Raw genomic sequence first — 26,619 nt, forward strand, 5'->3', positions numbered from 1 at the left:
GGTCAGGGCGGGTCGGCGACGGCCTCGGCCAGGGCGGGAAGGTCGTCTCGGTGGCCGTCGCCGACGGCCACCCGAAGGCCGCGTTCCAGGGTGTGGCCGGCCGGAAGGGGAAGGCGTTCCTCCCAGGCCAGGGCCGGTCCCGTTCCGGGATATTCGTCCGCGCGCAGGAACCACGGTTCCACGAGTGGGCCGTCCTGGTGCAGGAGCAGGGTCCATCGGTCGCCTTGGCCGGTGGTGCCGGCCAGGGCGAGCCAGGGCACGCGTGCCCCGTGCAGGTCCATTTGGCCGGCCAGGCCGTCGGGGCCGGTGACGGCCGGTGGGCGCGGGCCCAGGGGCGCACGCCAGAACAGGCCGCCGTAGCCGGCGCCGGGGCGGCCGTTGGTGGCGGGGCTGCCGATGCTCAGGTCCCGCCCGGAGGTGTTGCGCAGTACCGTGCGCACTCGCAGTACCCAGGTGTGTTCGTCCAGGGGTAGTGCGCGCAGGGTGCGTTCCTCGCAGATCAGCTCCCGCCCCCCGGGGTCGGTCCAGGAGAGCAGCGCGGTGTGGTGGTCGGATGCCAGGTCCAGGGTGCGCACGTGCCGTTGGCGCCCGTGGTTGTCCAGTAGTACCGAACCGCGGTCGGGGGTGAAGGTGCGTCCACCCCAGAAGCTGGTACCGGACACGTCGGGTACGGCCGAGCCGAATCCCAGGTGGTGGCGGTGGTCCTCGGGCTCCATTTCGGTGACGGTGGTGCCGGCCAGGGTGGTCACCGGGTGCAGGAACGGGCGTGGCGAGAGCACCGGGTCCACGTCGGAGCCGTCGCGGTGCACGGCCACGGTGGTGCCGTTCAAGGACAGGTTCACGGTCGAACCTCCAACGGGTGCGCGGTGGGCTCGGGTGCGGCCCAGTCGGCACCGAGTTCGGTGAAGCCGCTCATGTGGCGGGCGCTTCGGTGGATCAGGGCGTCGATGCCGTGGATGGTGCGGTGGGTGGCGCCCGCCTCACGCCACACGTCCTGGTACCGGGTGGAGATGGGGCGGGGGTCGGGCGCGGTGCGCACCGCCTCCAGCACGTGGGTGAACCCCAGGGTGGCGGTGGGGGGAACCAGGAGCGGCGTCCCCTCGCGCAGATGGGCGATGAGGTTCTCCAACAGGCCGGTGCGCGGGTGGGTGCTGGTGTGCGGGTCCTGCCCGGGGCGGTGCACCGTGACCCGGTCCAGGGTGTACTCGAAGGTGATGCGACCGTGCTCGCCGTGCAGGTGGAGCGTGGGCGGCAGGCTGCGTGGCGAGCACAGGGTCACGGCCAGGCACACCGGTGTGCCCTGAGGGGTGCGAAGGCGCAGGCAGGAGGTGTCGTCGGCCTCGATGGGGTGGGCGTGGAAGAGCTCCGGGACGATCTCGTGGGGGGCGTGAGCGCCGCCGTCGGCCAGTGCCAGGGCGGTGGCCACCATGTGCGCGAAGGGGTTGGTCAGCGCCCCGTCGACCACGTCGCGCCCGGCCATGCGGCGACGTCCGGCCCAGGGGGCTCGATCGTAGTAGGCCGAGGTGCGTTTCCAGGTGCCCGCGCCGCCGATGCCGCGCAGTGCGCCCACGGCGCCTTGGTCCAGCAGCCCTCGGACGTGGTCGATGGCGGTCGATCCCAGACTCTGGAAACCCACCTGGCAGACCAGGCCCGAACCCGTGACGGCGTCGGTGAGTTCGTGGAGTTCGGCCAGGGTCGCGGTGGTGGGTTTTTCCAGCAGCAGGTGAGAACCGTGGGCGAGCACGGTGCGGGCCAGCGTCAGGTGGGTGTGGATGGGGGTGACCAGGACGGTGATCCGGGCACCGGTCTCCTCCAAGGCTCGGGTCAGGTCCTCGAAGTGGGGTAGGGGGCCGTGCCCCTCCAGGTCGTCGTCGGGGTCCGGGGGGCGAGGATCGCACACCCCGACCAGGCGCACCAGCCCTTGTTCGACCAGGGGCCTCAGGGCGCGCAGGTGGGAGCGCCCGTGCCCGTGCAGGCCCACCAAGAGCACGGGCACGGGCCCCTCGGGTAGAGGGCGGGCGCTCACCGGCCTTCCTCCCCCAGCAGGTCGGCCACCCGTACCGGGCGTCCGGAGGCGATGGAGGCGTTGGCGCACAGTCCGGTGATCAGGGCGTTGCCGCCGTCGGCGTGGTCGGGGCGCACACCGTCGTCGAGCCGGCCGAACAGGGCGGTGAGCATGGCGACGTCGCCGCCGCCGTGTCCGCCGCCGCCCACGTTCACGGGGATCTCCTCGGGCTCTTGCCAGTGGCGGCGCAGCCACAGTCGGGCGGCGGTGTTCTCCTTGGGGGCGGGCATGCCGCGTACGGGGTGCTGTTCGTCCTGGTCCGGTGAGGTGTGCGCGAACTCGGTCATGTCCAGCTCCAATCGGCCCTTGCTGCCGGTGATGGAGATCCGGTAGCCCTCCCAGGGCGCGTAGGCCACCAGGTGGTAACTGAGCCGTACCCCGCTGTCGTAGCGCACCAGCACCGACATGTCGTCCTCGATGGTGATGCCCTCACCGAAGACGTTGAGGTCGCGCCGGTAGCCGTCCTCGTGTTCGGCCTCCAGGTACAGGGCGGTCAGGTCGGGGCTGTCGGCCATGTGCAAAGCGAAGGGGTCCTGGTCGGCCCCGGGTGAGTCGTGCCCGCGCGGGTAGTCGCCGGCCACACCGTGGCGGTGGCCGTTCTGGGCCCCGTAGAAGAACAACCGGCCCGAGGCGTAGACCTCTTCGGGGCGAGCGCCGATCCACCAGTTCACCAGGTCGAAGTGGTGACTGGCCTTGTGCACCAGCAGACCGCCGGAGTTGGCCTTGTCGCGGTGCCAGCGGCGGAAGTAGTCGGCGCCGTGGCGCAGGTCGAGCAGCCACTCGAAGTGCACCGATCCGACCTCGCCGATGGCGCCGGAGGCGATGAGCTCGCGCAGCTTGAGGTGTACAGGGTTGTAGCGGTAGTTGAACCCGACGGTGACGTGCCCGCCGGTGCGGGCCTGTGCCGCGTTGATGCGCTTGAGCCCGTCCAGGTCGGCGGTGAGCGGCTTTTCGGTGATGGCGTCGACGCCGGCCTCCAGGGCGGCCACGACGTAGTCGGCGTGGGTGTGGTCGACCGTGCACACGATGACCTCGTCCACCTTCTGCTCGTGGAGCATGCGGGCGAAGGCCTCGGCCGGATAGGTGGGGACGGGGTCCAGCCCCGCCTCGGTGACGATCCGGTTGTGCACGGCCATGCGAGTGGCGTTGGTGTCGCACAGGGCCACCAGGAGGCCCAGGTCCCGATGGGTGTCGGTGAGGGCGCGGGTGTACATCCGTGCCCTGGACCCGGTGCCGACGATGGCGAATCTGCGTGGAGAGGTGTCGTTCACGCGCTCAGGGTAAACGCTTTCCTCGGTGGATCTCAATGATCACTCAGGGATTTTCCCTGGGATCGGAGGTGGGGAAAGCGGCTCGGACCGGCCAGAACGCGGGTTCCGGAGTTGATTTTTCGGCTCTGCGACACCGTCGGGGCCGGAGATAACGATCCGGAGAGGGGTTTCCAGCGGCGCGATCGCCTGTTGACACCCCATCTGACCCGGTGCTAGAAACTGAACATCTTAAACTATGGATAGCGCTTACCAGGCCATAACCTGCGAGTTCGCCGAGTGTTCTCGGCCACGTCAGTGGAGGCGACCCCACATCCTCCGCATTCGCCCTGACCAGATAGGTGATCCCCGATCATGAGCCCCCACAGTCGCCGCCCGTGCCCGGCACGGTGCCAGGCACGCCCCGGGAGTGGTGCGCCGTGAGCGCACTCCTCCAACGAAGCCCCAAGAAGACCGAACCCGCGTCGCCCAAGGCCCGCACGGCCAAAGGATCCGGTCGCGGCACCGGTCGGCGCCGCCAGGAGAACCTGGCCGCCTACGGCTTCCTGGCCCCCTGGTTCCTGGGCCTGATCGTCATCACCGCGGGACCGCTGATGGCCTCGTTGTACTTCTCCTTCACCGACTACAACCTCATCGGTGACCACCAGTGGGTGGGGATGGAGAACTATGAGCGCATGCTGAGCGATGACCGTCTGCACAGCGCGCTGCGGGTCACCTTCGTGTACGTGTTCGTCTCGGTCCCGCTGCAATTGGCCTTGGCGCTGGCGCTGGCGATGGTCCTGGACCGAGGGGTGCGCGGTCTGCCCCTGTACCGATCGGTGTACTACCTGCCCTCCCTGTTGGGCGGCAGCGTGGCCATCGCCATCCTGTGGCGGCAGATCTTCGGCGCCGAGGGGCTGGTCAACCAGATCCTGGCGTTCTTCGGGGTGCAGGGGCCGGGCTGGGTGTCCCACCCCGACTACGCCCTGGGCACCCTCATCGTGCTCAACGTGTGGACCTTCGGCGCACCGATGGTCATCTTCCTGGCCGGGCTGCGACAGGTCCCCCGGATGTACTACGAGGCGGCCGCCGTGGACGGGGCCGGTCCCCTGCACCGGTTCTGGAACATCACCGTTCCGATGCTCACGCCCATCATCTTCTTCAACCTGGTGCTGCAGATCATCAACGCCTTCCAGACCTTCACCCAGGCGTTCATCGTCAGCGGCGGCACCGGTGGTCCCTCGGACTCCACCCTCTTCTACACGCTCTACCTGTACCAACGCGGTTTCGGGTCGTTCGACATGGGCTACGCCTCGGCGATGGCCTGGCTGCTCCTGATGATCATCGGGGGGTTCACCGCAGTGAACTTCCTCGCCTCCAAGTACTGGGTTTTCTATGGCGACTGAGACCAAGGCACCGGCCTCCACCCCCACTCGGACCCGGTCCCAACGAAAGCGACGACTCCTCACCCACATCGGGCTGATCGGCTTCGGCCTGATCATGCTCTACCCGCTGCTGTGGATGCTCTCCAGTTCCTTCAAACCCACCGCGGAGATCTTCCGCGAACCCGGACTCATCCCCTGGGGCTTCACACCGAGCAACTACACCGAGGGTTGGGGGGCCCTGCAGTTCCCCTTCCACCACTACCTGCTCAACTCCGCGATCGTGGTGGCCGGCGCCATCATCGGCAACCTCATCGGGTGCTCCCTGGCGGCCTACGCCTTCGCCCGCCTGGAGTTCCGTGGCAAGCGTCTGTTCTTCGCGATCATGCTGGCCACGATCATGCTGCCCATCCACGTGATCATCGTGCCGCAGTACATCCTGTTCGCCCAGCTGGACTGGATCAACACCTTCTATCCGCTGATCGTCCCCAAGCTGTTGGCCACCGACGCCTTCTTCATCTTCTTGATGGTCCAGTTCATCCGCGGGTTGCCCCGTGACCTGGACGAGGCGGCGCGCATCGATGGATGCGGGCACCTGCGCATCTTCTTCCAGATCATCCTGCCGCTGTCGATGCCGGCCCTGGCCACCACCGCGATCTTCACCTTCATCTGGACCTGGAACGACTTCTTCAGCCAGTTGATCTTCCTGACCAGCCCCGATATGTACACCGTCCCGGTGGCGCTGCGCACCTTCGTCGACTCCAGTTCCCAAACCTCTTGGGGGCCGTTGTTCGCGATGTCGGTGGTGGCGCTGGGGCCGGTGTTCGGGTTCTTCCTCGCCGGTCAGCGCTATCTCGTCAAGGGCATCGCCACCACCGGGATCAAGTAGCCCCCTACCGAAGGGACCCACCGTGCCACCCCCCACGCGCACCCGCTCCACACGATCGCGCTCACGTCCGGCCATGGTCGTCGCGGCCACCGGAGCGTTGGTCTTGGCCCTGACCTCCTGTTCCGGCTCCGGTGACTCAGGGGACGTGGTGGAGCTGCGTTTCTCCTGGTGGGGGTCGGACGAGAGGCACGCCAACCTACAGGAGGTCATCGAGGTCTTCGAGGCTGAGAACCCCGGCATCCGGGTCAGCCCCGACTACACCGACTGGGATGCCTATTGGGACCGGTTGGCCACCGGCGTCGCCGCCGATGACGCCCCCGACGTGATCATGCAGGACGAGTCCTACCTGACCGAGTACGCGGATCGGGGGGCCCTGGCCGATCTGAGCACCTTGGAGGGGCTGGACCTGTCGTCCTTGGATCCGTTGGTGGCCGAGAGCGGGATGGTGGACGGGGCGCTCTATGGTGCTCCCACCGGCGTCAACGCCTCGGCGATGCTCGCCGACCCGGAGGCCTTCGCCGAGGCCGGGGTCCAGATGCCCGACGACACCACGTGGACCTGGGACGACTACGTGGAGATCTCCATCGAGATCAGTGAGGCCACCGACGGCGAGATCGTGGGAACCCAGGGTCTGACCAACGAGAACGCCTTCCACATCTTCGTCCGCCAGCATGGGGAGAACCTCTTCGACGAGGACGGTGAGATCGCCTTCACCGAGCAGACCCTGCAGGCCTGGTACGAGCTCACCGATCGGCTCTTGGAGGGCGGCGGACAGCCCGATGCCTCCCAGAGCGTGGAAATCGCCGCCGGTGGCCCCGATCAGTCGGTGTTGGCCACCAACACCGGGGCCACCGCGCACTTTTGGAGCAACCAGCTGGGCGCCGTGGCCCAGGCCTCCGGGCGTGACATCGAGCTGTTGCGTTTTCCCGGTGAGACCGAGAACGAGCGCACCGGCACCTACTTCAAGCCCGCCATGTACTACTCGGTCTCGGCCGGTACCGATCACCCGCAGGAGGCGGCCGGGTTCGTCGACTTCCTGCTCAACAGTGGTGAGGTGGGCGAGATCGTACTGGCCGACCTGGGGTTGCCGGCCAACACCCAGGTGCGCGAGCAGATCATGTCGGACCTGCCCGAGGCCGAGACCCGGGGCGCCGACTTCCTCGCCGACATCGAGGGCGAGATCGTCGACGGCAACCCGCCTCCGCCCGTGGGCTCGGGCGAGATCGTCGACATCAACCGGCGTGCCTACCAGGAATTCAGCTTCGGCAACCTCACCGCACGTGAGGCGGCCGAGCAGTTCGTCTCCGAACTGCGCACCGCGGTCGATTCGGGTACCTGACCCGATCGACCCCACGGCGTGGCCCCGCCCGCGCACCCTTGCACACCCGAACACGAGACCTTGAGGACCCCCCGATGAACATCCCCTCCGGCGGCGTACGCACACGCCGCACGGCCGCTCCCCTGGCTCTGGCCGCCGCCTTCACACTGCTCGCCTCCGCTTGCGGGGGCGGCTCCTCCGCCGAGGACGGTGTGGTGGAACTGCGCTTCTCCTGGTGGGGAGCGGACGACCGGCACTCCAACATGCAGCAGGTCATCGAGATCTTCGAGGCGGACAACCCCGATATCCAGATCGCCGGGGACTACACCGACTGGGGCTCGTATTGGGACCGGTTGGCCACCAGCACCGCCGCCGACGACTCCCCCGACATCATGATGCAGGAGGAGCGGTACCTGCGTGAGTACGGTGACCGGGGCGCGCTGGCCGACCTCACCGAGTTCTCCGACGAATTGGACCTGTCCAAGATCGACCCGCTGATCGCCGACAGCGGTGACCTGGACGATCAGACCTACGGTGTGGCCTCCGGTGTGAACGTCTACGCCATCCTCGCCGACCCGGAGGCCTTCGCCGAGGCCGGGGTGGAGATGCCCGACGACACCACCTGGACCTGGGACGACTACGTCGAGATCTCCGGTCAGATCAGCGACGCCACCGACGGCGAGGTCGTGGGCACCCAGAGCATGTCCTACAACGAGAGCGGGTTCCAGATCTTCGCCCGCCAGCACGGGGAGAACCTCTACGGCGAGGACGGTGAGCTCGCGTTCTCAGCCGAGACCCTGACCAAGTGGTTCCAGGTCACCCAGGACCTGCTGGAGGGTGGCGGGCAGCCCGGCGCCTCGCAGAGCGTGGAGATCGAGGCGGGCGGCCCCGACCAGTCGGTGCTGGCCACCAACACCGGCGCGATGGCGCACTTTTGGAGCAACCAGTTGGGCGGGCTGACCGCCTCCTCCGACCGTGACCTGGAGCTGTTGCGCTACCCGGGTGAGAGTGAGAGCGAGCGCACCGGCATGTACTTCAAGCCGGCGATGTTCTATTCGGTCTCGGCCGGTACCGACCACCCCGAGGAGGCGGCCCGGTTCGTCGACTTCATGCTCAACGACAACCAGGCGGCGGAGCTGATCCTGGCCGACCTGGGGTTGCCCGCCAACATCGACGTGCGGGCGCACATCCTGAGTTCCCTGCCCGAGGCGGACGAGCGCAGCGCGATCTTCCTGTCGGACGTGGAGGGCGACGTGGTCGATGGCAACCCGCCGCCGCCGATCGGTGCCGGTGAGGTCGTGGAGATCACCAAGCGGGTGTCCGATGAGTTGGCCTTCGGCAACCTCACGCCCGAGGAGGCGGCCGAGCAGTTCATGACCGAGGTCGAGGCGGCCACCGGTTCCCAGTAGGAAACCGGACGCGGCACGTGGTCGAGGTCGGGCCCCGCTGGGAGTGCTCCCAGCGGGGCCCGACCTCTGTTCTCCCTGCGCGGCAGAGGTTCTCAAGTGCTCAGAAAACGCAGCACCGCCAGAACCCGGCGACTGTACTCGGGGGTGTGCGCCAGGCCGAACTTGTCGAAGATGGCGTTGATCGATGTCTTCCGTGCGGCGCAGACCCCGGGCTTCAGCCCTGGAGATAGCCGCCTCTCCGCGAACGGGACCATGAGACAGCCCTTTTCCCTACAATGAGTTACGCATATCTCACCCTGAGCTCAAGAGCGAGTATCACGTTCCCATGCGCCTTCCGCATGGTCTGGTCCCCAAGCACCGACGCGGCGCACTCGGGAACCGTTCTGCTCGTGGATGTCGACCCCCAATTCGGGATGCACCGGCTGGTCAAAGCCATCAAGGGGCGTTCCTCTCGGCTGTTGCGTGAGGAGTTTTCACACCTGAAGTCGCGGCTGCCGACCTTGTGGACCAACAGCTACTTCGTGGCCACCGTCGGCGGTGCCCCGCTTTAGCAGGTCAAGCGTTACGTCCAGGACCAGAAGAGCCGCTGAGGAAGGAGAGGGGGTGTTCCACGATGTTGTCGGGTCGCCGATACCGGCTTGCTCTGACCCAAGAGCAAGCCGCGATGTGCGCCGAGTTCGGTGACATCTGCCGCGCGGTGTGGAACACCGCCCTGGACCAACGCCGCCAATACGTCGACCGGTACACCCGGGGGCGGAAAGGGCCGTTCTGCGGGTACCACCTCCAAGCCGGACAGCTTGCCGAAGCCAAATCCGAAGAGACCTGGCTCAAGGCCGCCCCCTCACACGTGCTCCAGCAGACCTTGAAGGACCTCGACCGGGCCTGTCGGGACAAGGGCACCTTCAACGTGCGGTGGCGGGCCAAAGGCCGGTGGATGCCCTCGTTCCGCTTCCCTGCCGGGAACCTCATCACGGTGGAGAAGCTGAACCGCAAATGGTCGCGGGCCAAGCTGCCCAAGCTCGGCTGGGTGCGGCTGCGCTCCTCCCGCCCGATCGGCGGAACCATCCGCTCGGCCACGGTGTCCCGCAAGGGCGGGCACTGGTTCGTGTCCTTCCTCGTCGAAGACGGACAGCTCACCCCCGAGCACCACCCGGGCACCCCGGTAGGGGTGGACCGGGGAGTGGCCGTGGCGGCGACCCTGTCCACGGGACAGTTCCACGACCGCCCGTTCGCCACCGATGGCGAGAAGACCCGGCACCTGCGCCTTCAACGCAAGCTCGCTCGGCAGAAGAAAGGCAGCGCGAACCGGGGCAAAACGTTGAAGGCCATGGGTGCCATCACCACCCGGGCCGTGGAGCGGCGCGGCGACTTTTGCGCGCAGCTCGCCCACACACTCACCACCCGGCACAACATGGTCGTGCTAGAGGCGTTGCGTACCACCAACATGACCGCGTCCGCCAAGGGAACTCTGGAAGCGCCTGGAAAAAAGGTGCGCCAAAAGGCCGGGCTTAACCGAGCTATCCGGGACAAAGGGTGGCACCGGCTCGAACTCGCCTTGCGCAACGCCGCACGCAAGACCGGCACCCGCATCGCGCTGGTCAACCCCGCCTACACCTCGCAGACGTGTCACCGGTGCAAAGTGGTGGACGCCCACTCGCGCAAGAGCCAAGCCGAGTTCGCGTGCACCTCCTGCGAACACACCGACCACGCCGATGTGAACGCGGCCAAGAACATCCTTTACGCCGCAGGGCATGCGGTGTCAGCCTGCGGAGACCTCGGGGTTACCCGGTCCGTGAAGCAGGAACCAGCGCCCCCGCGAGGGCAGGCGCACCAACCGGCGTTATCGCTGGTGGGAATCCCCCGGCTTTAGCCGTGGGGAGGAAGTCAAGAAGGTCAGTGCGATGCCGATCAGTACGAACTGGACCACCCACACCGCGCCGTAGATCGCCATTTCCGAGGCGGGCACACCCGCTGCCGAGATCTTGCCGGTGGTGGCGTCCACCGCTCCACTGGTCGCGACCAGTGCCATCAGGACGAGAGCGGTGGCCAGCCCCCACCAGGTGGAGCGCACCGAGACGAACTTGACCCACTCGGCGGCGATCGCTCCCAGAAGGGGTCGGTAGCGGACGGTGGCGGGCGGTGTGGCGTGGGCGGTGCTCATGCCGGGCTTCCGTTCGTGGCTTGTGTGGACTGGTACTGGAGGCTGTCGGAGGTGAGCTCGTGGTAGGCCTGTTCGAGGGAGGCGTCACGGGTGCTGAGCTCGGACAAGGCCACTCCGGTCCGGTGGGCCAGCTCGCCCACGCGTTCGACGTCCACTCCGGTGATGAGGAGTTCGCTGGCGGTGGGGCGTTCGACCTGGGCGCCTTCGGCGGTCAGGGCGTCGATCAGGTCCTCGGGGTGCGCGGCGCGCACCTTCACGGCCGTCCAGGCCTTGTCGTCCAGTACCTCGCTCAGGGGCGCGTCGGTGATGAGCCTGCCGCGTCCGATCACCACCAGGTGGTCGGCGGTCAGTTGCATCTCGCTCATCAGGTGGCTGGAGACGAAGACGGTGCGGCCCTCCTCGGCCAGGGACCGCATCAGGTCGCGGATCCACCGCACTCCGTCGGGGTCCAGGCCGTTGACGGGTTCGTCGAGGATGAGTACTTCGGGGTCACCGAGCAGGGCCGAGGCGATGCCCAGGCGCTGGCTCATGCCCAGGGAGAAGCCGCCTGCTCGGCGGCGGGCCACCTCGGTCAGGCCCACCGTTTCCAGGACCTCCTCCACCCTCCGGGCGGGGATGTGGTGGGTGCGGGCCAGGGCCAGCAGGTGGGAGCGGGCGCTGCGGCCCGGATGGACGGCCTTGGCGTCCAGGACCGCGCCCACGGTGTGCAGGGGGCTGCGCAGTTCACGGTAGGGGCGACCGTTGATCAGGGCCTGGCCCGCGGTGGGTCGGTCCAGGCCCAGCACCATCCGCAGGGTGGTGGTTTTCCCGGCGCCGTTGGGTCCTAGGAAGCCGGTGACCCGGCCGGGGTGGATCCGCAGGTCCAGGTCGTCGACCGCGAGGGTCTTTCCGTAGCGTTTGGTCAGTCCGCGCAGGGTGATCATCGAGGTCCTGTCCGGTCGGCGCGAGTACTGTCTCAACGCTAGGATCCGGGCCCTTGACCGGACCATGAGGTGGACCGTCGGGTGGGGGTGGGGTTGACCGCAGGGTCGAGTCCGCCACGCGCACATGAAGGTGCCCCGCTCCCCCACGGATGGGAGCGGGGCACCGGTTCATCCGGCGGCGACTACTTGGGGAAACGCAGGGTGGCCCCGGCCTCGCCGCTGGGTTCGCCCTCCTCTAGCAGTTCGCTGAACCGGGCGTCCCCCATCACGGCCGAACGCAGCATCAGGGCGCTGGCCGGTGCCTGGAATCCGGAGTCGGGGTCGTCCAGCCCTCGGGCTGAGGTGTGCACCAGGACCGGGGAGGTGGCGGAACCCCACAGTTGCGGTTCGTCCTGCCGGTTCGCGCCCAACAACAGGGTGTCCACCCGACCCTCCGAGAGCATCGGCAGGGTGGGCCTGGTGCCGCGCACCGCCTGGTCGTGGGCGAGTTTGCGGTGGTACTCGTCGATGGCCTGTTCCTGTTCCTGCTGGACCAGCTCGCGCAGGCACTCTTCGGCGCTCTCCTGCAAGCGCTCCTCCGCGTCGGTTCCTCCGCGTCCGCCCGCCACCACCTTGATGGGGATGCTGAGTCGGCGCGGGCCGAGGTTGTCGCGCAGGTAGGCGATGGCCTCGTCGTCTCCGCCCACGATGATGGCCTGGGCGCGGACCTTGGCCACGGCGTCGCGGACCAGTTCGGCGACGCCGACGGCGTTCTCACGCCACATGTCCTGGGCGGTGCCGGTGTCGGCCCGGCGTCCGCCCGCGTCCCCGCGCTGACCGGGGAAGATCCGAGTGGCCCCGTCGAGGTTCTGCATGTTCTCGCCGACGTTCTCGGATTCGAGGACGGGTCCTTCGGTGGGATGGCCAGCGTAGGCGTACACCTTGGCCTTGACCCGGTCCAGGGCCACCAGGACGTAGGGCCGTTGCCGGCCGCGGTCGATGGCCAACGGAAGGGCGTCGGGGACCGGAAGGAACGAGGCGCGGTCCTGTGCGGGTGGCGAGGTCAGCGTGTACTCGCCCAAGAGTCGTCCTTGGGAGGCGTAGGCCGCTTGGCCGTGGTCGCCGTAGGCGCGGGAGTTGCCTTCCCCGATGGCCTCTTCCAGGACGTCGAGGGTGGCCTCGTCGGTGCCCAGTGCCGCCAGTTCCTCGCGTAGGTGGCGCCAGCGCAGATCGATCTTCTTGTCGGCGTCGGTGGTGTCCCGGCTGGTGTCCAGGTGCACCGATGCCACGGGGCCGTCGCTCTCGTACAGAGGTCGCAGAAAACCAAGATCCATCAAGTTCGCGGGGCGCGTGTACCCCCGCCCCGCCCACCTCCTTCTCGGGGTCGGCCTGTCGACGATCCTGAAGGGCCCATGGTGGTTTCCGGAAGGGCGCCACGTCGAATCAGACACGGAAGTTGCCCGAAGATTTCCAGTATTTTCCTATTCGTCCTGGGTCAGGTCGGTTCGGCTTCGTTCAGTGCCCGGTCGATCACTTGCCGTGTGAGCGTCAGGGCGACGACCGCGGCCAGGACCAGACCGATCGTTCCCGCGGTCAGGAAGGGGACGGCCAAGGCCCACTCCCGTCCCAACACCCCCTCCAGGGTGGAGGCGAGGGTGCCACCCAGGGCCATACCCACCGAGAGCATTCCCCACGACAGGGTCCGGTGGGCGCTGAAGGCCCGCGAACGCAGCCGGTCGGGGGTCAGACGCTGGAAGAGGGTGATCATCGTGATGTTCCACCAGGTGGAGGCGAAACCGGTGAACAGGTAGCAGAGCACGAACATCGGAACGGCGCGTGTCAGACCCACGGTCAGAGCGGTCGTGCCCAGAATCGCCAGGACCACGGTCAGGGCGGTGGCCGGGTGTACCCGGTGGGAGAAGGAGGGCACCACCAGCGCGCCCAGGACGGCGCCCGCCGCGGTCACGGTCATCAACAACCCGTAGCCCTGGGGTCCCACCCCCAGCACGTCCTGGGCGAAGAGCACCAGGACCGCCGCCATCATCGCCGCGGCCAGGTTGGAGGCCCCACTGACCAGGGCGGTCAAGCGCAGCACCGGGTGGTGCCACAACCACGACAGTCCCTCGCGCAGCATGAGGCGAATGCCGGGGCGCCGCTGTCCGGCCGTCGCCGGGTGGTGATCACCGCGCAGACTCAGCAGACAGACCAAGGCCAAGAAGACGAGCGCGGCCTGCGCGCCGAAGGCCCAGGCGGTGGAGGCCGCCAGCAGCATCCCGGCCAGGGGGGCGCCCAAGAACTTGTTGAGTACCCGTTCCACCCCTTGCAGGTAGCCGTTGGCCCGTTCCAGCCGTTGGCGGGGTACCAGGGCGGGCACCATCGCCTGTGCGGTGTTGTCGAAGAACACCTCGCAGGTTCCCACCAGTAGGGCGATGCCCACCAGCAACGGGATCGAGCCCGCGCCCAGGGCGACCGTGGTGGTCAGGGCCACCAGCAGTACCGCCTTGACGCCCGCCGCGGCCATCATCAACCGGCGCCGGTCGACTCGATCGCCCACCACCCCGGCGAGCAGGGCGAACAACAGCCAGGGCAGGCGGGTGGCGGCGCCCACCAGCGCCACCTGGAAGGGGTCGTCGGTGAGTGTGGCGGCGTACCAGGGCAGCGCCACCACCGCGATTCCATCACTCAGGTTGCCCAGGCCCATGGCGCCCAAGAGGGTGCCGAAGCGGCGGCCCAAGGGCTGCCGAGGGGAGCTTTCCGCGCCGGTTCGGGTCGGTTTCTCGGCCATGAGGTCCTTCGGTGAGGAGGTTTGCCGATCACACTGGCACAGGGCCGGTGGGCCGGACAGGCCCTTTTCCCGTGGGCAGAAACGGCGATGCGGGCGCGCGGGGACCCGACCGAAGCCGTACCGCAACGGTCGGGTCGGAGCGGGTGGACCGTCCGTAACTTGGTCGATGTGAGCAAGGGAGGAACCGATGCTGGACCGATTGAACGAGGCGCTGGAGCAGGTCGAAAGGGACCTGGGCGAGCCCGTGGACGTGGCCGCGATGGCGCGCTCGGTATTCGTCTCCGAGCACCACTTCCGACGGATGTTCTCGGCGCTGTCCGGGATGCCGATCTCGGAGTACGTGCGTCGTCGGCGCATGACCCTGGCCGGGGCCGAGGTGATCGAGGGCAGGGACACCCTGCTCGACGTCGCGGTGCGGTACGGCTACGGGTCGGCCGAGGCGTTCGGTCGGGCGTTCCGGTCCGTGCACGGGATCGGACCGGGTGAGGCACGCCGCGTCGGTGCCGCGCTCAGCTCACAGTCGCGACTGACCTTCCACCTGACCATCGAAGGGAACACCGTCATGTGCTATCGGATCGTCGACAAGGAAGCGTTCGCCGTCACCGGCCCCAAGGCCCGTGTACCGCTGGTCTGCGAGGGCCCCAACGAGGCCATGATCGAGTTCGTCAAGGGCATCGACGAGGCCACCCACGAGAGGATCGAGGAACTGTCCGACCAGGAACCGCGTGGGACGCTGGGTGTGACCCACACCCTGGAGCCGGGGTGTGGGGAGGGAAGCGACGTCGACTACTACCAGGGGGCCGCCACCTCCTCCGCCGAGGTTCCCGAGGGGATGGAGTCGCTGCGGGTGCCGGCGGGCACCTGGGTGGTCTTCCCCTTCGAGCGGTACACCTTCCCCGAGCAGATCCAGCGGATCTGGCTGTACGCCTTCTCCGAGTGGTTCCCCTCCAACCCGGCCTACCAGCACGGGCAAGGACCGGACATGCTGAAGGTGGACTACGACGAGCGGGAGGAGGACTTGGCCTCCGGAGAGCTGTGGATGCCGGTGGAGAAGACCTGAACCCGTCGCGGGACACGCATATGGGGCGTGTTCGCACCTGGGGAGGGGGTGGTCTCGGCCCGGGCGGTCGGGGCCGCCCTCACCCGATCCCGAAGGCGTGGGAACGCAGCCGGGTCCGTTCGAGGAACCGCCGCAGTACCTCGTTGAAGCGTTCGGGGCGCTCCAGGTTGGGCAAGTGGCCAGCCCCCTCGATGATCTCCATGACCGAGTCCGGGACGCGCACGTGCATGAGTTCGGCGCCCTCGGGTGGGGTGAATCCGTCGTGTTGGCCCACCACGAGCAGAGTGGGGGCGGAGATGCGCTTGAGCAATGGGGTGTGGTCGGGGCGTTTGGCCCGACCCAGTTGGGCGGCGGCCGCGCCCTCGGGCGGAGCGGCGTACATCATGGCGCGCACGTGGTCGGCGATCGCGGGCAGGTCACGGACGTTGTCGGCGGTCATCATGCCCACGAGCATGTCGTCGGCGTATCCGCGCATGCCCTCCTCGCGCAGTCGGGAGGCCAATCGCTTACGGGACAGGCACCCCTGTTCGGTCTCGGGTAGGGGGTTGGTGGCCACCAGGGTCAGGGAATCGACCCGGTCGGGGAAGAGACGGCACATCTCCAAGGCCACCTGGCCGCCCATGGACAGACCCACCACGTTGACCACGTCCAGTTCCAGGTGGTCCAGTAGCGCGGCCAGGTCGCGCGCGAAGACCTCCAATGGGGTCACCCCGGGCACGACCGTGGAGCTGCCGTAACCGCGCAGGTCCGGCACGATCGTTCGGTAACCGCGTCCGGCCAGCGCTCGGATCTGGGGTTCCCACATCGTCCGGTCGAAGGGATGACCGTGAAGGAACAGGACGGGACACCCCGCCCCACGATCCGTGTAACCGACGCTGATCCCGCGCACGGAAGCGATGTCAAGGCCGTCGTGGTTCGCGGGGTTCGTCGTCTGGTGAGTCACAACAAACGATGCTATTCAACGGGTCAAGGGGATCAATAGGATGCACCGTAAAAAATGGACGGGCCGCAGGTGGTCCCTCGACACCTACGGCCCGTGCGCCGTGACCCGCCGTCCTCGGGCACGGTGCTGCACGGTGGGCCTTGCCCCTCGTACCCGTGTCGGAACGCGAACGCCCCGACACTGGGAGAGACGCTCACCAGAGCGTTCGGGTTCGGACGGAACCTCCAAGGAACAGGAAAATTTCGACAGAGGTTCGTAGGTTCGGGTTTCAGTCTCCTCGTCGGGCCAGGAGCAGGTGGGGGGCGGCGAACAGTGCGAAGGTCGCGCCATGGCCCAAGGCGGCGAACACCCCCGCGTACACCAGGAACGTGGCGATGCCGGGTGTCTCGGTGCCCAGGTCGGCCAACGAGGTGACCGTGGCCCGGCTCGAACCGGTGATGGTCTCCTGAAGACGGGCGTCGGCCACCACCATCATCGCCTGGCACGCACCGAACCCGAGCCCCAACAGCGCCCAGCCCCAGGGGCCGGTGAGCAGGGCGCCCGCGGCGATGGCGACCGCAGCCAGGGTCATCAGCGCGGCCAGGGCCCGGCCCGGGAGCCGAGAGGCGGGGCCGGCCGACAGGCCTCCCAGGGTCACCCCGGTCCACACCACCAGCACCACCAACGGCACCGACTGCGCGGAGACCCCCGAGTCACGGGCCAGCAGCGGCACGTACTCCTCCAACGATCCCCAGAAGGCGCTGACCAGCACCACCAACAGCAGTGCCGGGCGCACCTTCCGGTTGTGGCGGACCTCGGCCAGACCCCGGCGCAGGGTCTGCCGGTAGCCGGGTCCCTCGTCGGAGCCTCGCTCACCCGGGGCTCGGTGTTCGGGCAGGGTCAGGGCGCAGATCGCGCACAGCAGGCAGGCGGCCACACTGGCCAGGCCGATGACCAAGTAGCCGCCGTGGGCCATGACGGGAACGGCCGCTACGGTGGCCACACCCACCGCGGCCACACCCAGGGCACGGGTCAGGCCCATCACCCCGGCGTAGCCGGCGGTGGCCCCGCGGTGGTCCATCTCGGTGTACACCAGCGCCTCGAAGGCACCGGAGGAGAGGGCCCCGGCCGCGCCCCAGAGCACGAACCCCAGGGCGAAGACCCAAGGGGAGGGCAGGAGCAGCCACAGAGCGAACGCGGACCCGGTCAACAGCGGGGCCGTCGCGAGCAGGTAGCGGCGCGGTATCAGGTCGGCCAGGGCGCCGGCCGGCACGGTCGACAACACCGAGGTCAGGGACCACAGCACGAACAGGGCGCTGATGTGGGTGACCGTCAGGCCGTGCTCGGTGAACAGCAGGGCGTAGAGCGGATAGAGGAGGATGAACTCCTCGAAGAAGGCGTAGCCGTAGACCGGCCCGGTCAGCCGGAGGAGTCGCGTGTGGGACACGCGTGGGTTCACGGTGGTCATGGAGGTCTTTTCCGTCGAACGGTTCAAGGACACCGAGTGCGTTCAGTGCATCCGGTGGCCCCCGGGCGTTCGTCGCGGATCGACCTCGGGCTGGGACTTAATGTCGCTTGCGCATGGCACCAGGGTAGGACAGCGGGGCGGGGTGGCGCGAGAGGAAATCCTGGACCTGTGGACAAGGTCCTTCGCGGTGTCAGTGGCGGGAGGGCAGGTCCGGGTGCGGTCCCAGTCGCGGCACCGGTGGCAGGGGCGCCCGCTCGGGTCGGGCCTCGAAGGCCTGGATCAGGTAGGCGCTCAGCCGACGGGAGGTGGCCAGGGCCTCGGCCTCCGTGGCGGCGGTGATGCCCCTGTTGGCCATCATCACCAGGGTGAGGTCGTCCCGAACGAAGTCGGGGCGCAGCCGCCCGACATCCTTGGCCCGGCGTGCGAGTTCGGCGAAACCGTTCTCGGCGCGGATCCGCTCGGTCTCGAAGAGAACAGGGTCCGGCAGGGCCTCCAGGAACACCGCGCCGAGGCCGCGGTCCTTGGCCTGCATGGCGCAGATCTTCTCGATCACGGTGGTGAAGCCCCGCCAGGGGTCGGGGTCGTCCAAGGCGTCGTCGATCACCGACACGCACTCCGCGACCTGGTCGCGGGAGACCTCGGCGAGCAGGTCGGACTTGGTGGGGAAATGCCGGTAGAGCGTGGCGACGCCGACCCCGGCCCGGCGGGCGATGGAGGTCATGGAGGCTTCCAGGCCCTGCTCGGCGAAGATCGTGTGCGCGCTGTCCAGGACGCGGCGGCGGTTGTGCAGCGCGTCCGTGCGGGGTTTGCGAGAGGATCCGATCGCCATGTCCGCCACTTTAGCTCAACCGGAGCGCCCCTTCCGGTTCGCGCGCCACTCTCGACGATGGCGGTGTGGGGTGCCCGCCGTGCGAGGAGACGGGAGCGGAACCTTGGAGCGGACGCGCGCGGCCGGCCATCCGGGCAACAGGTGGAACTCGCGGAAGGGCCCATCGTCGTGCAGCGCGTCGGTCAGGGGAACCAGGGCCAACCCCTGCGATAGTCCGACGTGACGGGCTCGGGGAAGATCGGCCAACGTGGCGCGCACCAGCGCGGCATCGGCGATGACGGCTTCGAGTCCGTATCCCAAAGAAGGGCTCCCGTGGTGACGAGGGGCGCTGAGGATCCTACACGCCAAAATAGTGACTCTAGGTAGTTGACTGAATACTGAAGGTCGCGAAGGATGTATTTCTCGGTGGTCGGAACGTACTCGGCCCCGTGGCGAGATGGTCAACGGTCCTTTCCACCCACACCCCATGGAGACCCCGTATGCCCGACACCTCCCGGCCCCCCGTTCCTTCCGTTTCCTCCCCCGCCGCAGGGACGAACGCCACCCGACGTCAGGCGCTCATGGGCGGCGCCGTCGCCTTGGGAGCCGCGGCGCTGGGTACGACCTTGGGTGCGTCATCCGCGTCAGCGGCCACCTCGACCCCCCGAGGCCCCATGATCTCCGACCCCTTCACCCTGGGCGTCGCCTCCGGCGATCCCTTCCACGACAGTGTCGTCCTGTGGACCCGGCTGGCCCCCGAACCCTTGGCCGAGGACGGCCTGGGCGGCATGCCCGACCGCACCGTCGAGGTCGAATGGCAGATCGCCGAGAACGAACGCTTCTCCCGCCCGGTCGCTTCCGGAACCGTGGTGACCGGGCCCGACCGGGCCCACTCCGTGCACATCGAGGCTCAGGGGTTGCGTCCCCGCGCCGACTACTTCTACCGGTTCCGCGTCGCCGGTCGGATCAGCCCCGTCGGACGCACCCGCACCGCCCCGGTCCCCGGCGCCCGTCTGGACCGGTTCGCGTTCGCCATGGCCAGTTGTCAGAGCTACACGCACGGCCTCTACACGGCCCAGGCCCACCTGGCCGAGGAGGACCTGGACCTGGTGGCCTTCCTGGGCGACTACATCTACGAGACCGCGGACCAGGGCGAGATCGGCCGCGGCCACGTGCCCCCGGTCGAGGTGCGTTCCCTGGCCGAGTACCGGATGCGCCACGCCCAGTACAAGACCGACCACGACCTCCAAGCCGCACACGCCGCCTTTCCCTGGGCGGTGGTCTTCGACGACCACGAACTCGAGAACAACTGGGCCGACGACACCTCCTATGAAGAGGACATCCCGCCCGAGGAGTTCCTGCAGCGCAGGGAGAACGCTCTGAAGGCCTACTACGAGCACATGCCACTGCGCGCCGCCCAACGCCCCGCCGGGCCCGACCTGCACCTGTACCGCAGACTCGTATTCGGGAACCTGGTCGACATGCACCTGCTGGACACCCGCCAGTACCGGGACGCGCAGGTGGAGGACGACGAGCGTGGGGACCCCGACCGCACCATGTTGGGCGCCGATCAGCGACGCTGGCTCTCCCGAGGACTGAGCGAATCCAACGCCACCTGGAACGTGCTGGCCCAGCAGGTGTTCTTCTCCCAGCGCGACTTCACCGAGGGCGAGCCCACCTACTTCAGTGATGACGCCTGGGACAACTACAAGGTCGAACGCGACGCCGTGCGCGATGAGCTGGCCCGGGTGGGGAACGCCGTGGTGCTCACCGGGGACGTGCACGCCAACTACGTGGTCGACGTCAAGGCCGACTTCGACGACCCCGGTTCGGCGACGGTCGCCACCGAGTTGGCTGGAACGTCCTTCACCAGCGGCCGTGACGGCGTGGAGCAGCATCCCGGTGACGCGATCCAGCTACAGGAGAACCCCCACATCCAGTTCATCAACCGCAACCGCGGGTACGTGCGCAACACCCTCACCCCCACCGAGTGGACGGCCGACTACCGGGTGGTGGACCAGGTGAGCCGGCCGGGGGCCGCCATCCGCGACCGGGCACGGTTCGTCATCGAGTCCGGTGAGCCCGGCGCCCGCCCCCTGGTCTAGGCCTCGCCCGAACCGGGTCCGGGTGGGACCTCCCGCCCGGACCCGCGCTCTCCGACGGTCTCGGCCAAGGGCTCACGAGCCGATTCCCGGGCGCGGTCGACCGTTCAGAACCTGTACCGGGACACCCGCATCGACGAACGGGTCGGCTCCCAGGTGTTGAACGCCCGATACATGGTCCGGTAGCCCCACTCGGGGACGTCGGCGTATTCGGCCATGAGCGGACGTTCCTGTACCAGGCGCAGCTTGGGGTTCCATCTTTCAGGCGTGCGGGGGTCGTCCATACCGAACATGGGCACGCCATGGGCACGAGCCGCCACGCTCACCCATCCGGGGACCGTGTCGAAGACGATCTCGCCGCCCTGGGGGAAGCGCTCCACCAGCCGGTCCAGCAACAGTCGTGTCCGATCCGGTGACAGGTACTCGATCAGCCCCTCGGCGATGATCAGCACGGGGGCGTCGGAGGGGATTTCACCCAGCCAGTCCGGTTCGGTGACCGACCCGGCCAGCAGGCGGTAGCCCTCGGGTTCGGGCAGCAGGCCCTGGCGGAGTTCGACCACGTTGGGCAGGTCCAGGTCGAACCAACGGCCCTCCCGTGGTCTCCCCAGGCGGAGGGCGCGTGAGTCCAGACCACAGGCCAGGTGCAGCACCGTGCCCGCGGGGTTCTCGGCGATCCACCGGCGCGCCCAGTCGTCGATGCGCCGGGCCCGCAGGAGAACGAGATTGCGGTCCCCGCCCACACCCCGCAGCACGCGCCGATCGAACTTCAACCGGTCGAGGGTGTCCACCGCCCAGGCGTCGCCCAGTAACGGTGGATCATTCCGAAAGTCCAAGACCTTGATGTAGACGGTCCACAGCAGTGTCTTCTCGACCGTGCCCAGCCGGACCCCGCGTGCCTCACCGCTCATGTCCTTCCCTCCACTCGTTCGGGAGGGGTCCTACCCTGGCGGTCGCCCACCGATCGGGACCTCGGCCCCGTGGAGTGTCGTCGAGGGCGGTCGCACGGTGGCGTCGAGGATCGATGGACGGTATCGGCACGATGTCGCGGCCGGATCGTCGGGACTCAGTCCTCGGGGCTGATCCACAGGGCCTCGGCCGCGAGCAGGCCCAAGGCCTGTTCGCGTTCCTCGCCGCCCTTCTCCGGACGCACCGAGATCTGGATCGCCCCGGCGAAGGGCAGACGTTCCACCACGGTGACCCGCATGCCGATGCCGATGTCGATGTCGGCCAGGTAGCGCAGCAGTTCGGGGTCGATGTCGTTGACCCGCACGACCGCCCCGTGGGTGCCGGCCTCGGCCTCCGACAGCAGTACCGACTCAAGCTGGACGATGTTGCCCTCGCGGGTGGGGATGGGGTCGCCGTGCGGGTCCACCACCGGATCTCCCAGGTGGGAGGCGATGCGGTCGACGAATTTATCCGAGACCACGTGTTCGAGGATCTCGGCCTCGTCGTGCACCTCGTCCCAGGAATAGCCCAGCTCGGCCACCAGATAGGTCTCCAACAGCCGGTGCCGGCGCAGTACCGCCAGGGCGGCCTTGGTCCCGGTCTCGGTCAGGCTCACGTTGCCGTAGCGCTGATGTTCGACGAACCCGAGCTCGTTGAGCTTGCGCAGCATCCCCGACACGGAGGAGTTGGACACCGTCAACCGCTCGGCCATTCCGGAGATGGTCACCGGTCCGGTGCCGCGTTCCTGGAGGTCGTAGATGACCTTCACGTAGTCCTCGGCCGATGTGGACGGCCGTGCCGGTGTGTGCCCCATGCCCGTAACCGTACCGTGGACGGCTTCGGCGCCACGATCCCCGCGCCGGCGCCCGTGGACGACGCCGGCGCGCCGGTCAGGCGGCGCGGGACGGGTTCTGCGGGGTGTGCGCGGGGCGTCCCCGGGTGAGGATCCGGGTGCCGGCCACGCCGATCTCGCGAACCTGGGTCGACCCGCAGGCACAGCGGGACCACACGGTCAGGCCGGCTCCGGTGCGGTGCCGGGAGAGTACTTGGAAGGGCTGGGCGCCGGGCCAACCGCAGTGCGGGCAGACAGTGGTCAATCGAGCACCTCGTCGTGTTCGGTCTTCTCCGTCCGGGCCTTACCGCCCGGGGCCTTCGCGAGCCGGTCGAGTCACCGCCGCCACGGAGGCGGTGCGCCTCACCCCCCCCCGGGGCGGTAGCACCGCGGATCCGCCGGTTCGCCGTTGAACCGGACGTGATCCGTCGAAAACCCCAGGGGTGCGGGGTGCGGCTGACAGCGGCCGCGCGAAGTCTGTTGGAGCACGCCGACTCGGTCCGGGGCCCGAAAGGGAGCGGGCCGATATCGAGGTGTGTGGGACGGGTGTGGGATCGGTCGGGTCGCTGCGTGTGTCGGGGATTCCCGTCGCGCTGATCCGACCCTTGTTCCCTTGGTCGTCGCTCCATTTTCAGAGTACCCGCGGTCGGACGTTCGGGTCGGGGAATCCGGGTTCGAAAAGGGCTCGGAACTGCTTTTTCACGGTGATTTCGGCCTCACCGCAACCGGGATTCCCGGGAAGGAGGAGAACCGGTGTCCGTCGACGTGCTCAAGGGGGCCGGAGTGCCCTGGTGGTAATACAGGCGCCACTTCCCATGGTCGTCGCGTCGCCATAGTGAGCCGCGCAGGGCGCGCGCTCCCCCGGATCCGGTGGTGTAGGTCAGGTGGACCACGCCCGGGGCGATCAGTTCCCCTCGCATGTCCAACGCCTCGATCGGGGCGGTGGGGGTCATCGAGGGCAGTTCCGTGAGCATGGACTCCCGATCCCACCTTCGTCCCGACTGGCCCACCTCGACGAACCCGGGGTCCAACAACTCCCGTGACAGTTCCGGTGAGGTGCGCACCCGGGGTGAGAGCAGGGCGCGTTCGGCCGCCATGGCCTCGTCCACTTCGCTGATTCCTAGGTCCATCGTGGCCCCTTCGAGTTCGGGTGGAAACAGCCTGCCCCGGCTCGTGTCCCGGCGCCACCGGGTTTCGCGCTGTGCCGGTCGGGACTCCAAGGGCTGACCGGAACTCGAAGAATCGTTCGCCGAACAATAGAACGGGCGCGAATTGGTCCGAGTTCGCGCCGTTTTGCTCTTGAGGCGTTGTCAATTGACGAACTCAAGTTCCGAAAACCCGCACCAAGCACTCTCTTGGGCCACAAGACTGTGGGGTGGTGCTAGGAAGGGAGCAGATGGACAACGTTCGGGTTCGGTACGTGTTGGCGTTCGATTCCTCGTGTGAGCGGTGCGCGAGTATCTCCACCGCGGTGGCGAGGGCCTCCGCGGGCAGGTTGGAGACCCTGCCGCTCACCCACGGTGACGTGCGGGCCTGGCGGGCCCGGCAGTGGGGACCGACGGCCCCGTGGGTGCCGACACTGATCCGCAGGTACGGGCGGCGGGTGCACTGTTGGCGCGGGGCGGCGATGATCGCGCCGCTGGTACGCGGCCTGGGAGTACGGGCCAGCCTGCGAGTCGTGGAGGTCCTGGGCGAACTCGGCCGCAGCCGGCAGGCCCCCCGAGGGGACCATCACCGGTGGGGGCTGGTGATCTCCGGCCTGCGCGCGGTGTGGGATCTGACCCTGGCCCGGCGCACTCCGGACCTGGCCCGCTCGGACCAGGCTCTGGCCCGCGAGTGGGTGGAGGAGAACCGCTCGCGTCTTCCCACCGACTTCGACGAGTTCGCCGCGCACCCCCTGGTGCGACGCAGGTTGATCTTCGCCGAGCTCTCCCCCGAACAGCGTCGTGACCTGTGGGCCGAACACCTGCGCCGTTTCGACCTGGCCAACCCGGACCTGACCCGGGACCAGCGTGCCGCCCTGGACCTGGCGATGGTGACCTTCTCCGAGGAACAGGTCTTCCGTGACGGGCTGGGCCCGGCCCTGGAACAACGGTTGCGCGACCGTGCGGTGGCCGCCTTCGGGCACTATCGGGCGCACGCGATGCTGGCGACCCTGGGCCCGGCCGAGATCGAACCCGAATGTGCGGCCTCCCAGCCCTTGGCCCCACGGCGCCGCCGTTCCTGGGCGCCCTGCCTGTCCAAAGGGTGTGTGGAGATGCCCTTCACCTGCGGGGTGGCCTGGGTGTCCACGCACGATCGCAGTACCTCTCGGGCCACCACGCGGGCCCATCCCTGACCCTTCCCCTGGCCGGGCCCCTCCGCCCACGTCGATCGGCGCTTCGTGGGCGGAGAGGTCGGGCCGATGCCCTGGCCACCGGGCGCGCGGGTGCGCCAGGGCATTCCCTTCTTCCCGCACGCCTTGGGTGCGAGCGGGTCCTTCAGCCCAGGCGTTGGAGCAGCTTCTCGGCGAGGGGCGCCGAGGAGGCCGGGTTCTGCCCGGTGATCAGGGTGCGGTCGACCACGACGTTGGGCGCCCACGGTTCACCTTCGACGAGGTGGACGCCGGCCTCGGCGAGGCGGTCGTGCAGCAGCCATCGGGCCTTGTCCGCGAGTCCGGTCTGGGTCTCCTCGGCGTTGGTGAAGGCCGCCGCCCGATATCCGGCGAAGGTGTTGGTGCCGTCGGAGCGTTCGGCGGCCAGGAACGCGGCCGGCGCGTGACAGACCACACCCAGTGGTTTGCCCGCGTCCAGGGCGGCGGTGAGCAGGTCGCCGGAGACCGAGCTGACCGCCAGGTCCTCCATGGGCCCGTGCCCGCCCGGGTAGAAGACGGCGTCGTAGTCGTCCAGGTCGACCTCCTCCAACCGGATCGGTGAGCCCAACTCGGACATGGAGGCCAGGGCGGAGGAGACGCGCTCGGCGCCCTCGGGTCCGCCGTTGGCGTCCGGGGCCAGGCTGGCCTCGTCGACGGTGGGTTCGACCCCTCCGGGGGTGGCCACGACGACCTGGTGTCCGGCCTCGGTGAGGATCTCGTAGGGGGCCACGGCCTCCTCGGCCCAGAAACCGGTGGGGTGTCGGGTCCCGTCGGCCAGGGTCCAGTGGTCGACGCCGGTCATGACGAACAGGATCTTGGACATGGTGCTCGCACTCTTCCGAACGTGTGGTCTGGTGTGTCGCCTCGGCGGTTGTGCCGCAGGCTCTCGAAGGTAGTGGTGCGGACCCACCGATGACCAATGGGATCGCCGGTGAGTAAGGGCATGGTGTTCGCCGGGGTGTGTTCGGGCAGTCTGGAAACATGAGCGACGACACCACGGCGACCATGTTCGCCAACAGACAGAGCACCTACGGCGGCCCCGAGGTCTTGGAGTGGACCAGGGTGCCCCGGCCCGAACCCGGTCCCGGGCAGATCCTGGTCGCGGTCCGTGCCGCCGGGGTCAACCCCACCGACTGGAAGCATCGCGCCCAGGGCGTGTTCTTGAACCGGCTCCCCCTGGTCCTGGGTTGGGACGTCTCCGGTGTGGTCGAACAGGTGGGCTACGGCGTCACCTTGTTCAAGCCCGGTGAGGAGGTCTTGGGCATGCTGCCCTATCCGCACGGGGTGGGTTCGCACGCCGAGTTCGCGCTGGGCCCGGCGCGTGCCTTCACCCACAAACCCTCCGAGGTCGACCACGTCCAGGCCGGGGCGCTGCCGTTGGCCGCCCTGACCGCTCATCAGGCCCTGGTCGACACCGCCCGCGTGAGTTCTGGGCAGCGGGTGCTGGTGCACGCGGCCGCCGGTGGGGTCGGTCACCTGGGTGTACAGATCGCCAAGGCGCACGGCGCCCACGTCATCGGTACCGCGAGCGCGCCCAAACACGATTTCCTGCGTCAACTGGGCGCGGACGAGGTGGTCGACTACCGCGACGTCGACTTCGCCCAGGTGGTCGAGGAGGTGGACGTGGTCCTGGACCCGGTGTCGGGCGATACCCGGGCCCGTTCCCTGAACCTGTTGCGCCCGGGCGGTGTCCTGGTCTCGCTCCTGCCCGGCCAGGACCCCGACGAGGCGGCCAAGGTCGAGAAACTGGGTGTGCGGGCGGAGACGCTCCTGGTGGAGGCCGACCACGAGGGGATGCGCTCCATCGCCGAACTGGTGGAGCGGGGTGCCCTGCGCGCCCACGTGGAGGCGACCTTCCCGATGGACCAGGCGGCCAAGGCGCACGCCTTGGGCGAGAAGGGGCACACCACCGGCAAGATCGTCCTGGTCGCCGAGAACACCTGATCGCCCCATCGCCCCGGGAACAGGCCG

25 protein-coding genes and 1 pseudogene are annotated in these 26,619 nt (G+C 68.5%); 10 read left to right on the plus strand and 16 right to left on the minus strand.

Annotation, left to right across the window (positions count from 1 at the left end):
• Positions 1-2 precede the first annotated feature (2 nt).
• From BQ8420_RS05350 to BQ8420_RS05360, 3 genes are read right to left on the minus strand one after another with little or no spacing between them, the layout of a single operon-like run.
• Positions 3-842 carry a PmoA family protein gene (locus BQ8420_RS05350; RefSeq protein ID WP_087096692.1) on the minus strand — a complete coding sequence of 280 codons (840 nt, stop codon included), beginning with the start codon at positions 840-842 and terminating at the stop codon, positions 3-5.
• Positions 839-2,026, minus strand: a complete 1,188-nt coding sequence (locus tag BQ8420_RS05355; protein WP_087096693.1) for a Gfo/Idh/MocA family protein — start codon at positions 2,024-2,026, stop codon at positions 839-841. The genes BQ8420_RS05350 and BQ8420_RS05355 overlap by 4 nt, the downstream gene beginning before the upstream one ends.
• Positions 2,023-3,336, minus strand: coding sequence for a Gfo/Idh/MocA family protein (locus BQ8420_RS05360; RefSeq protein ID WP_087096694.1), 1,314 nt, complete (start codon positions 3,334-3,336; stop codon positions 2,023-2,025). The genes BQ8420_RS05355 and BQ8420_RS05360 overlap by 4 nt, the downstream gene beginning before the upstream one ends.
• A 416-nt stretch (positions 3,337-3,752) precedes the next feature.
• On the opposite strand from BQ8420_RS05360, the gene BQ8420_RS05365 reads away from it, so the two are divergent.
• The 6 genes and pseudogenes from BQ8420_RS05365 (at position 3,753) to BQ8420_RS05390 (ending at position 10,180) form a co-directional block, all read left to right on the plus strand.
• Complete coding sequence (locus BQ8420_RS05365; RefSeq protein ID WP_087096695.1) at positions 3,753-4,718, plus strand: carbohydrate ABC transporter permease; 966 nt, start codon at positions 3,753-3,755, stop codon at positions 4,716-4,718.
• The gene (locus BQ8420_RS05370; RefSeq protein ID WP_087096696.1) at positions 4,708-5,583 is read left to right on the plus strand and encodes a carbohydrate ABC transporter permease; all 876 of its coding nucleotides are present in this window, start codon (positions 4,708-4,710) and stop codon (positions 5,581-5,583) included. Before BQ8420_RS05365 ends, BQ8420_RS05370 begins: the two co-directional genes overlap by 11 nt.
• Positions 5,584-5,656: 73 nt before the next feature.
• A complete protein-coding gene (locus BQ8420_RS05375) occupies positions 5,657-6,922 on the plus strand; it encodes an ABC transporter substrate-binding protein (protein ID WP_087096697.1) in 1,266 nt (421 codons plus the stop codon).
• 74 nt (positions 6,923-6,996) lie between these two features.
• A complete protein-coding gene (locus BQ8420_RS05380) occupies positions 6,997-8,310 on the plus strand; it encodes an ABC transporter substrate-binding protein (RefSeq protein WP_087096698.1) in 1,314 nt (437 codons plus the stop codon).
• Positions 8,311-8,693: 383 nt separating this feature from the next.
• A pseudogene (locus tag BQ8420_RS05385) lies at positions 8,694-8,861 on the plus strand (transposase); the annotation flags it as partial.
• 62 nt (positions 8,862-8,923) lie between these two features.
• Positions 8,924-10,180: an RNA-guided endonuclease TnpB family protein gene (locus BQ8420_RS05390; RefSeq protein ID WP_087096700.1), complete on the plus strand. Its 1,257-nt coding sequence runs from the start codon at positions 8,924-8,926 to the stop codon at positions 10,178-10,180.
• Here BQ8420_RS05390 and BQ8420_RS05395 read toward each other — a convergent pair.
• The 4 genes from BQ8420_RS05395 to BQ8420_RS05410 form a co-directional block, all read right to left on the minus strand.
• A complete protein-coding gene (locus tag BQ8420_RS05395) occupies positions 10,151-10,471 on the minus strand; it encodes a hypothetical protein (protein ID WP_087096701.1) in 321 nt (106 codons plus the stop codon). The genes BQ8420_RS05390 and BQ8420_RS05395 overlap by 30 nt on opposite strands.
• A complete protein-coding gene (locus tag BQ8420_RS05400) occupies positions 10,468-11,394 on the minus strand; it encodes an ABC transporter ATP-binding protein (RefSeq protein WP_087096702.1) in 927 nt (308 codons plus the stop codon). Before BQ8420_RS05400 ends, BQ8420_RS05395 begins: the two co-directional genes overlap by 4 nt.
• Positions 11,395-11,576: 182 nt before the next feature.
• Positions 11,577-12,707 (minus strand): hypothetical protein, encoded by a 1,131-nt coding sequence (locus BQ8420_RS05405; RefSeq protein ID WP_087096727.1) that lies wholly within the window; start codon positions 12,705-12,707, stop codon positions 11,577-11,579.
• A 161-nt stretch (positions 12,708-12,868) separates the two neighbouring features.
• A complete protein-coding gene (locus BQ8420_RS05410; RefSeq protein WP_087096703.1) occupies positions 12,869-14,158 on the minus strand; it encodes an MFS transporter in 1,290 nt (429 codons plus the stop codon).
• Positions 14,159-14,345: 187 nt separating this feature from the next.
• Here BQ8420_RS05410 and BQ8420_RS05415 point away from each other — a divergent pair, with 187 nt between their 5' ends.
• Positions 14,346-15,218 (plus strand): helix-turn-helix domain-containing protein, encoded by an 873-nt coding sequence (locus BQ8420_RS05415; RefSeq protein WP_087096704.1) that lies wholly within the window; start codon positions 14,346-14,348, stop codon positions 15,216-15,218.
• A 79-nt stretch (positions 15,219-15,297) separates the two neighbouring features.
• Here the strand turns inward: BQ8420_RS05415 and BQ8420_RS05420 are convergent, their stop codons facing one another.
• The 4 genes from BQ8420_RS05420 to BQ8420_RS05435 all read right to left on the minus strand — a co-directional run bounded on the left by BQ8420_RS05420 (position 15,298) and on the right by BQ8420_RS05435 (position 18,737).
• The gene (locus tag BQ8420_RS05420) at positions 15,298-16,161 is read right to left on the minus strand and encodes an alpha/beta fold hydrolase (protein WP_087096705.1); all 864 of its coding nucleotides are present in this window, start codon (positions 16,159-16,161) and stop codon (positions 15,298-15,300) included.
• 268 nt (positions 16,162-16,429) lie between these two features.
• Positions 16,430-17,608: an MFS transporter gene (locus BQ8420_RS05425; RefSeq protein ID WP_087096706.1), complete on the minus strand. Its 1,179-nt coding sequence runs from the start codon at positions 17,606-17,608 to the stop codon at positions 16,430-16,432.
• Between the two features lie 190 nt (positions 17,609-17,798).
• A complete protein-coding gene (locus BQ8420_RS05430; RefSeq protein ID WP_087096728.1) occupies positions 17,799-18,437 on the minus strand; it encodes a TetR/AcrR family transcriptional regulator in 639 nt (212 codons plus the stop codon).
• A gap of 15 nt (positions 18,438-18,452) precedes the next feature.
• Positions 18,453-18,737, minus strand: coding sequence for a hypothetical protein (locus tag BQ8420_RS05435; protein ID WP_087096707.1), 285 nt, complete (start codon positions 18,735-18,737; stop codon positions 18,453-18,455).
• Positions 18,738-18,916: 179 nt separating this feature from the next.
• On the opposite strand from BQ8420_RS05435, the gene BQ8420_RS05440 reads away from it, so the two are divergent.
• Positions 18,917-20,521 carry an alkaline phosphatase gene (locus tag BQ8420_RS05440; protein WP_087096708.1) on the plus strand — a complete coding sequence of 535 codons (1,605 nt, stop codon included), beginning with the start codon at positions 18,917-18,919 and terminating at the stop codon, positions 20,519-20,521.
• Positions 20,522-20,625: 104 nt separating this feature from the next.
• Here the strand turns inward: BQ8420_RS05440 and BQ8420_RS05445 are convergent, their stop codons facing one another.
• From BQ8420_RS05445 to BQ8420_RS05460, 4 genes are all read right to left on the minus strand, one after another.
• Positions 20,626-21,426 carry a class I SAM-dependent methyltransferase gene (locus tag BQ8420_RS05445; protein WP_087096709.1) on the minus strand — a complete coding sequence of 267 codons (801 nt, stop codon included), beginning with the start codon at positions 21,424-21,426 and terminating at the stop codon, positions 20,626-20,628.
• A gap of 155 nt (positions 21,427-21,581) precedes the next feature.
• Positions 21,582-22,277 (minus strand): metal-dependent transcriptional regulator, encoded by a 696-nt coding sequence (locus BQ8420_RS05450; RefSeq protein WP_087096710.1) that lies wholly within the window; start codon positions 22,275-22,277, stop codon positions 21,582-21,584.
• A gap of 76 nt (positions 22,278-22,353) precedes the next feature.
• Positions 22,354-22,560 carry a hypothetical protein gene (locus BQ8420_RS05455; RefSeq protein WP_087096711.1) on the minus strand — a complete coding sequence of 69 codons (207 nt, stop codon included), beginning with the start codon at positions 22,558-22,560 and terminating at the stop codon, positions 22,354-22,356.
• 451 nt (positions 22,561-23,011) lie between these two features.
• Complete coding sequence (locus BQ8420_RS05460; protein WP_087096712.1) at positions 23,012-23,425, minus strand: DUF4440 domain-containing protein; 414 nt, start codon at positions 23,423-23,425, stop codon at positions 23,012-23,014.
• Between the two features lie 266 nt (positions 23,426-23,691).
• On the opposite strand from BQ8420_RS05460, the gene BQ8420_RS05465 reads away from it, so the two are divergent.
• Entirely contained in the window at positions 23,692-24,633 is a 942-nt protein-coding gene (locus BQ8420_RS05465) for a bacteriocin fulvocin C-related protein (protein ID WP_087096713.1), read from the plus strand.
• A gap of 142 nt (positions 24,634-24,775) precedes the next feature.
• Here the strand turns inward: BQ8420_RS05465 and BQ8420_RS05470 are convergent, their stop codons facing one another.
• A complete protein-coding gene (locus BQ8420_RS05470) occupies positions 24,776-25,471 on the minus strand; it encodes a type 1 glutamine amidotransferase domain-containing protein (protein WP_087096714.1) in 696 nt (231 codons plus the stop codon).
• A gap of 158 nt (positions 25,472-25,629) precedes the next feature.
• Between BQ8420_RS05470 and BQ8420_RS05475 the strand changes: the two genes are divergently transcribed.
• On the plus strand, positions 25,630-26,592 hold the full coding sequence (locus tag BQ8420_RS05475; protein ID WP_087096715.1) for an NADP-dependent oxidoreductase: 963 nt from the start codon (positions 25,630-25,632) through the stop codon (positions 26,590-26,592).
• Positions 26,593-26,619: the final 27 nt, after the last annotated feature.

This window comes from Nocardiopsis sp. JB363, assembly GCF_900143625.1.
In the GTDB taxonomy this organism is placed as follows: Bacteria; Actinomycetota; Actinomycetes; order Streptosporangiales; family Streptosporangiaceae; genus Nocardiopsis.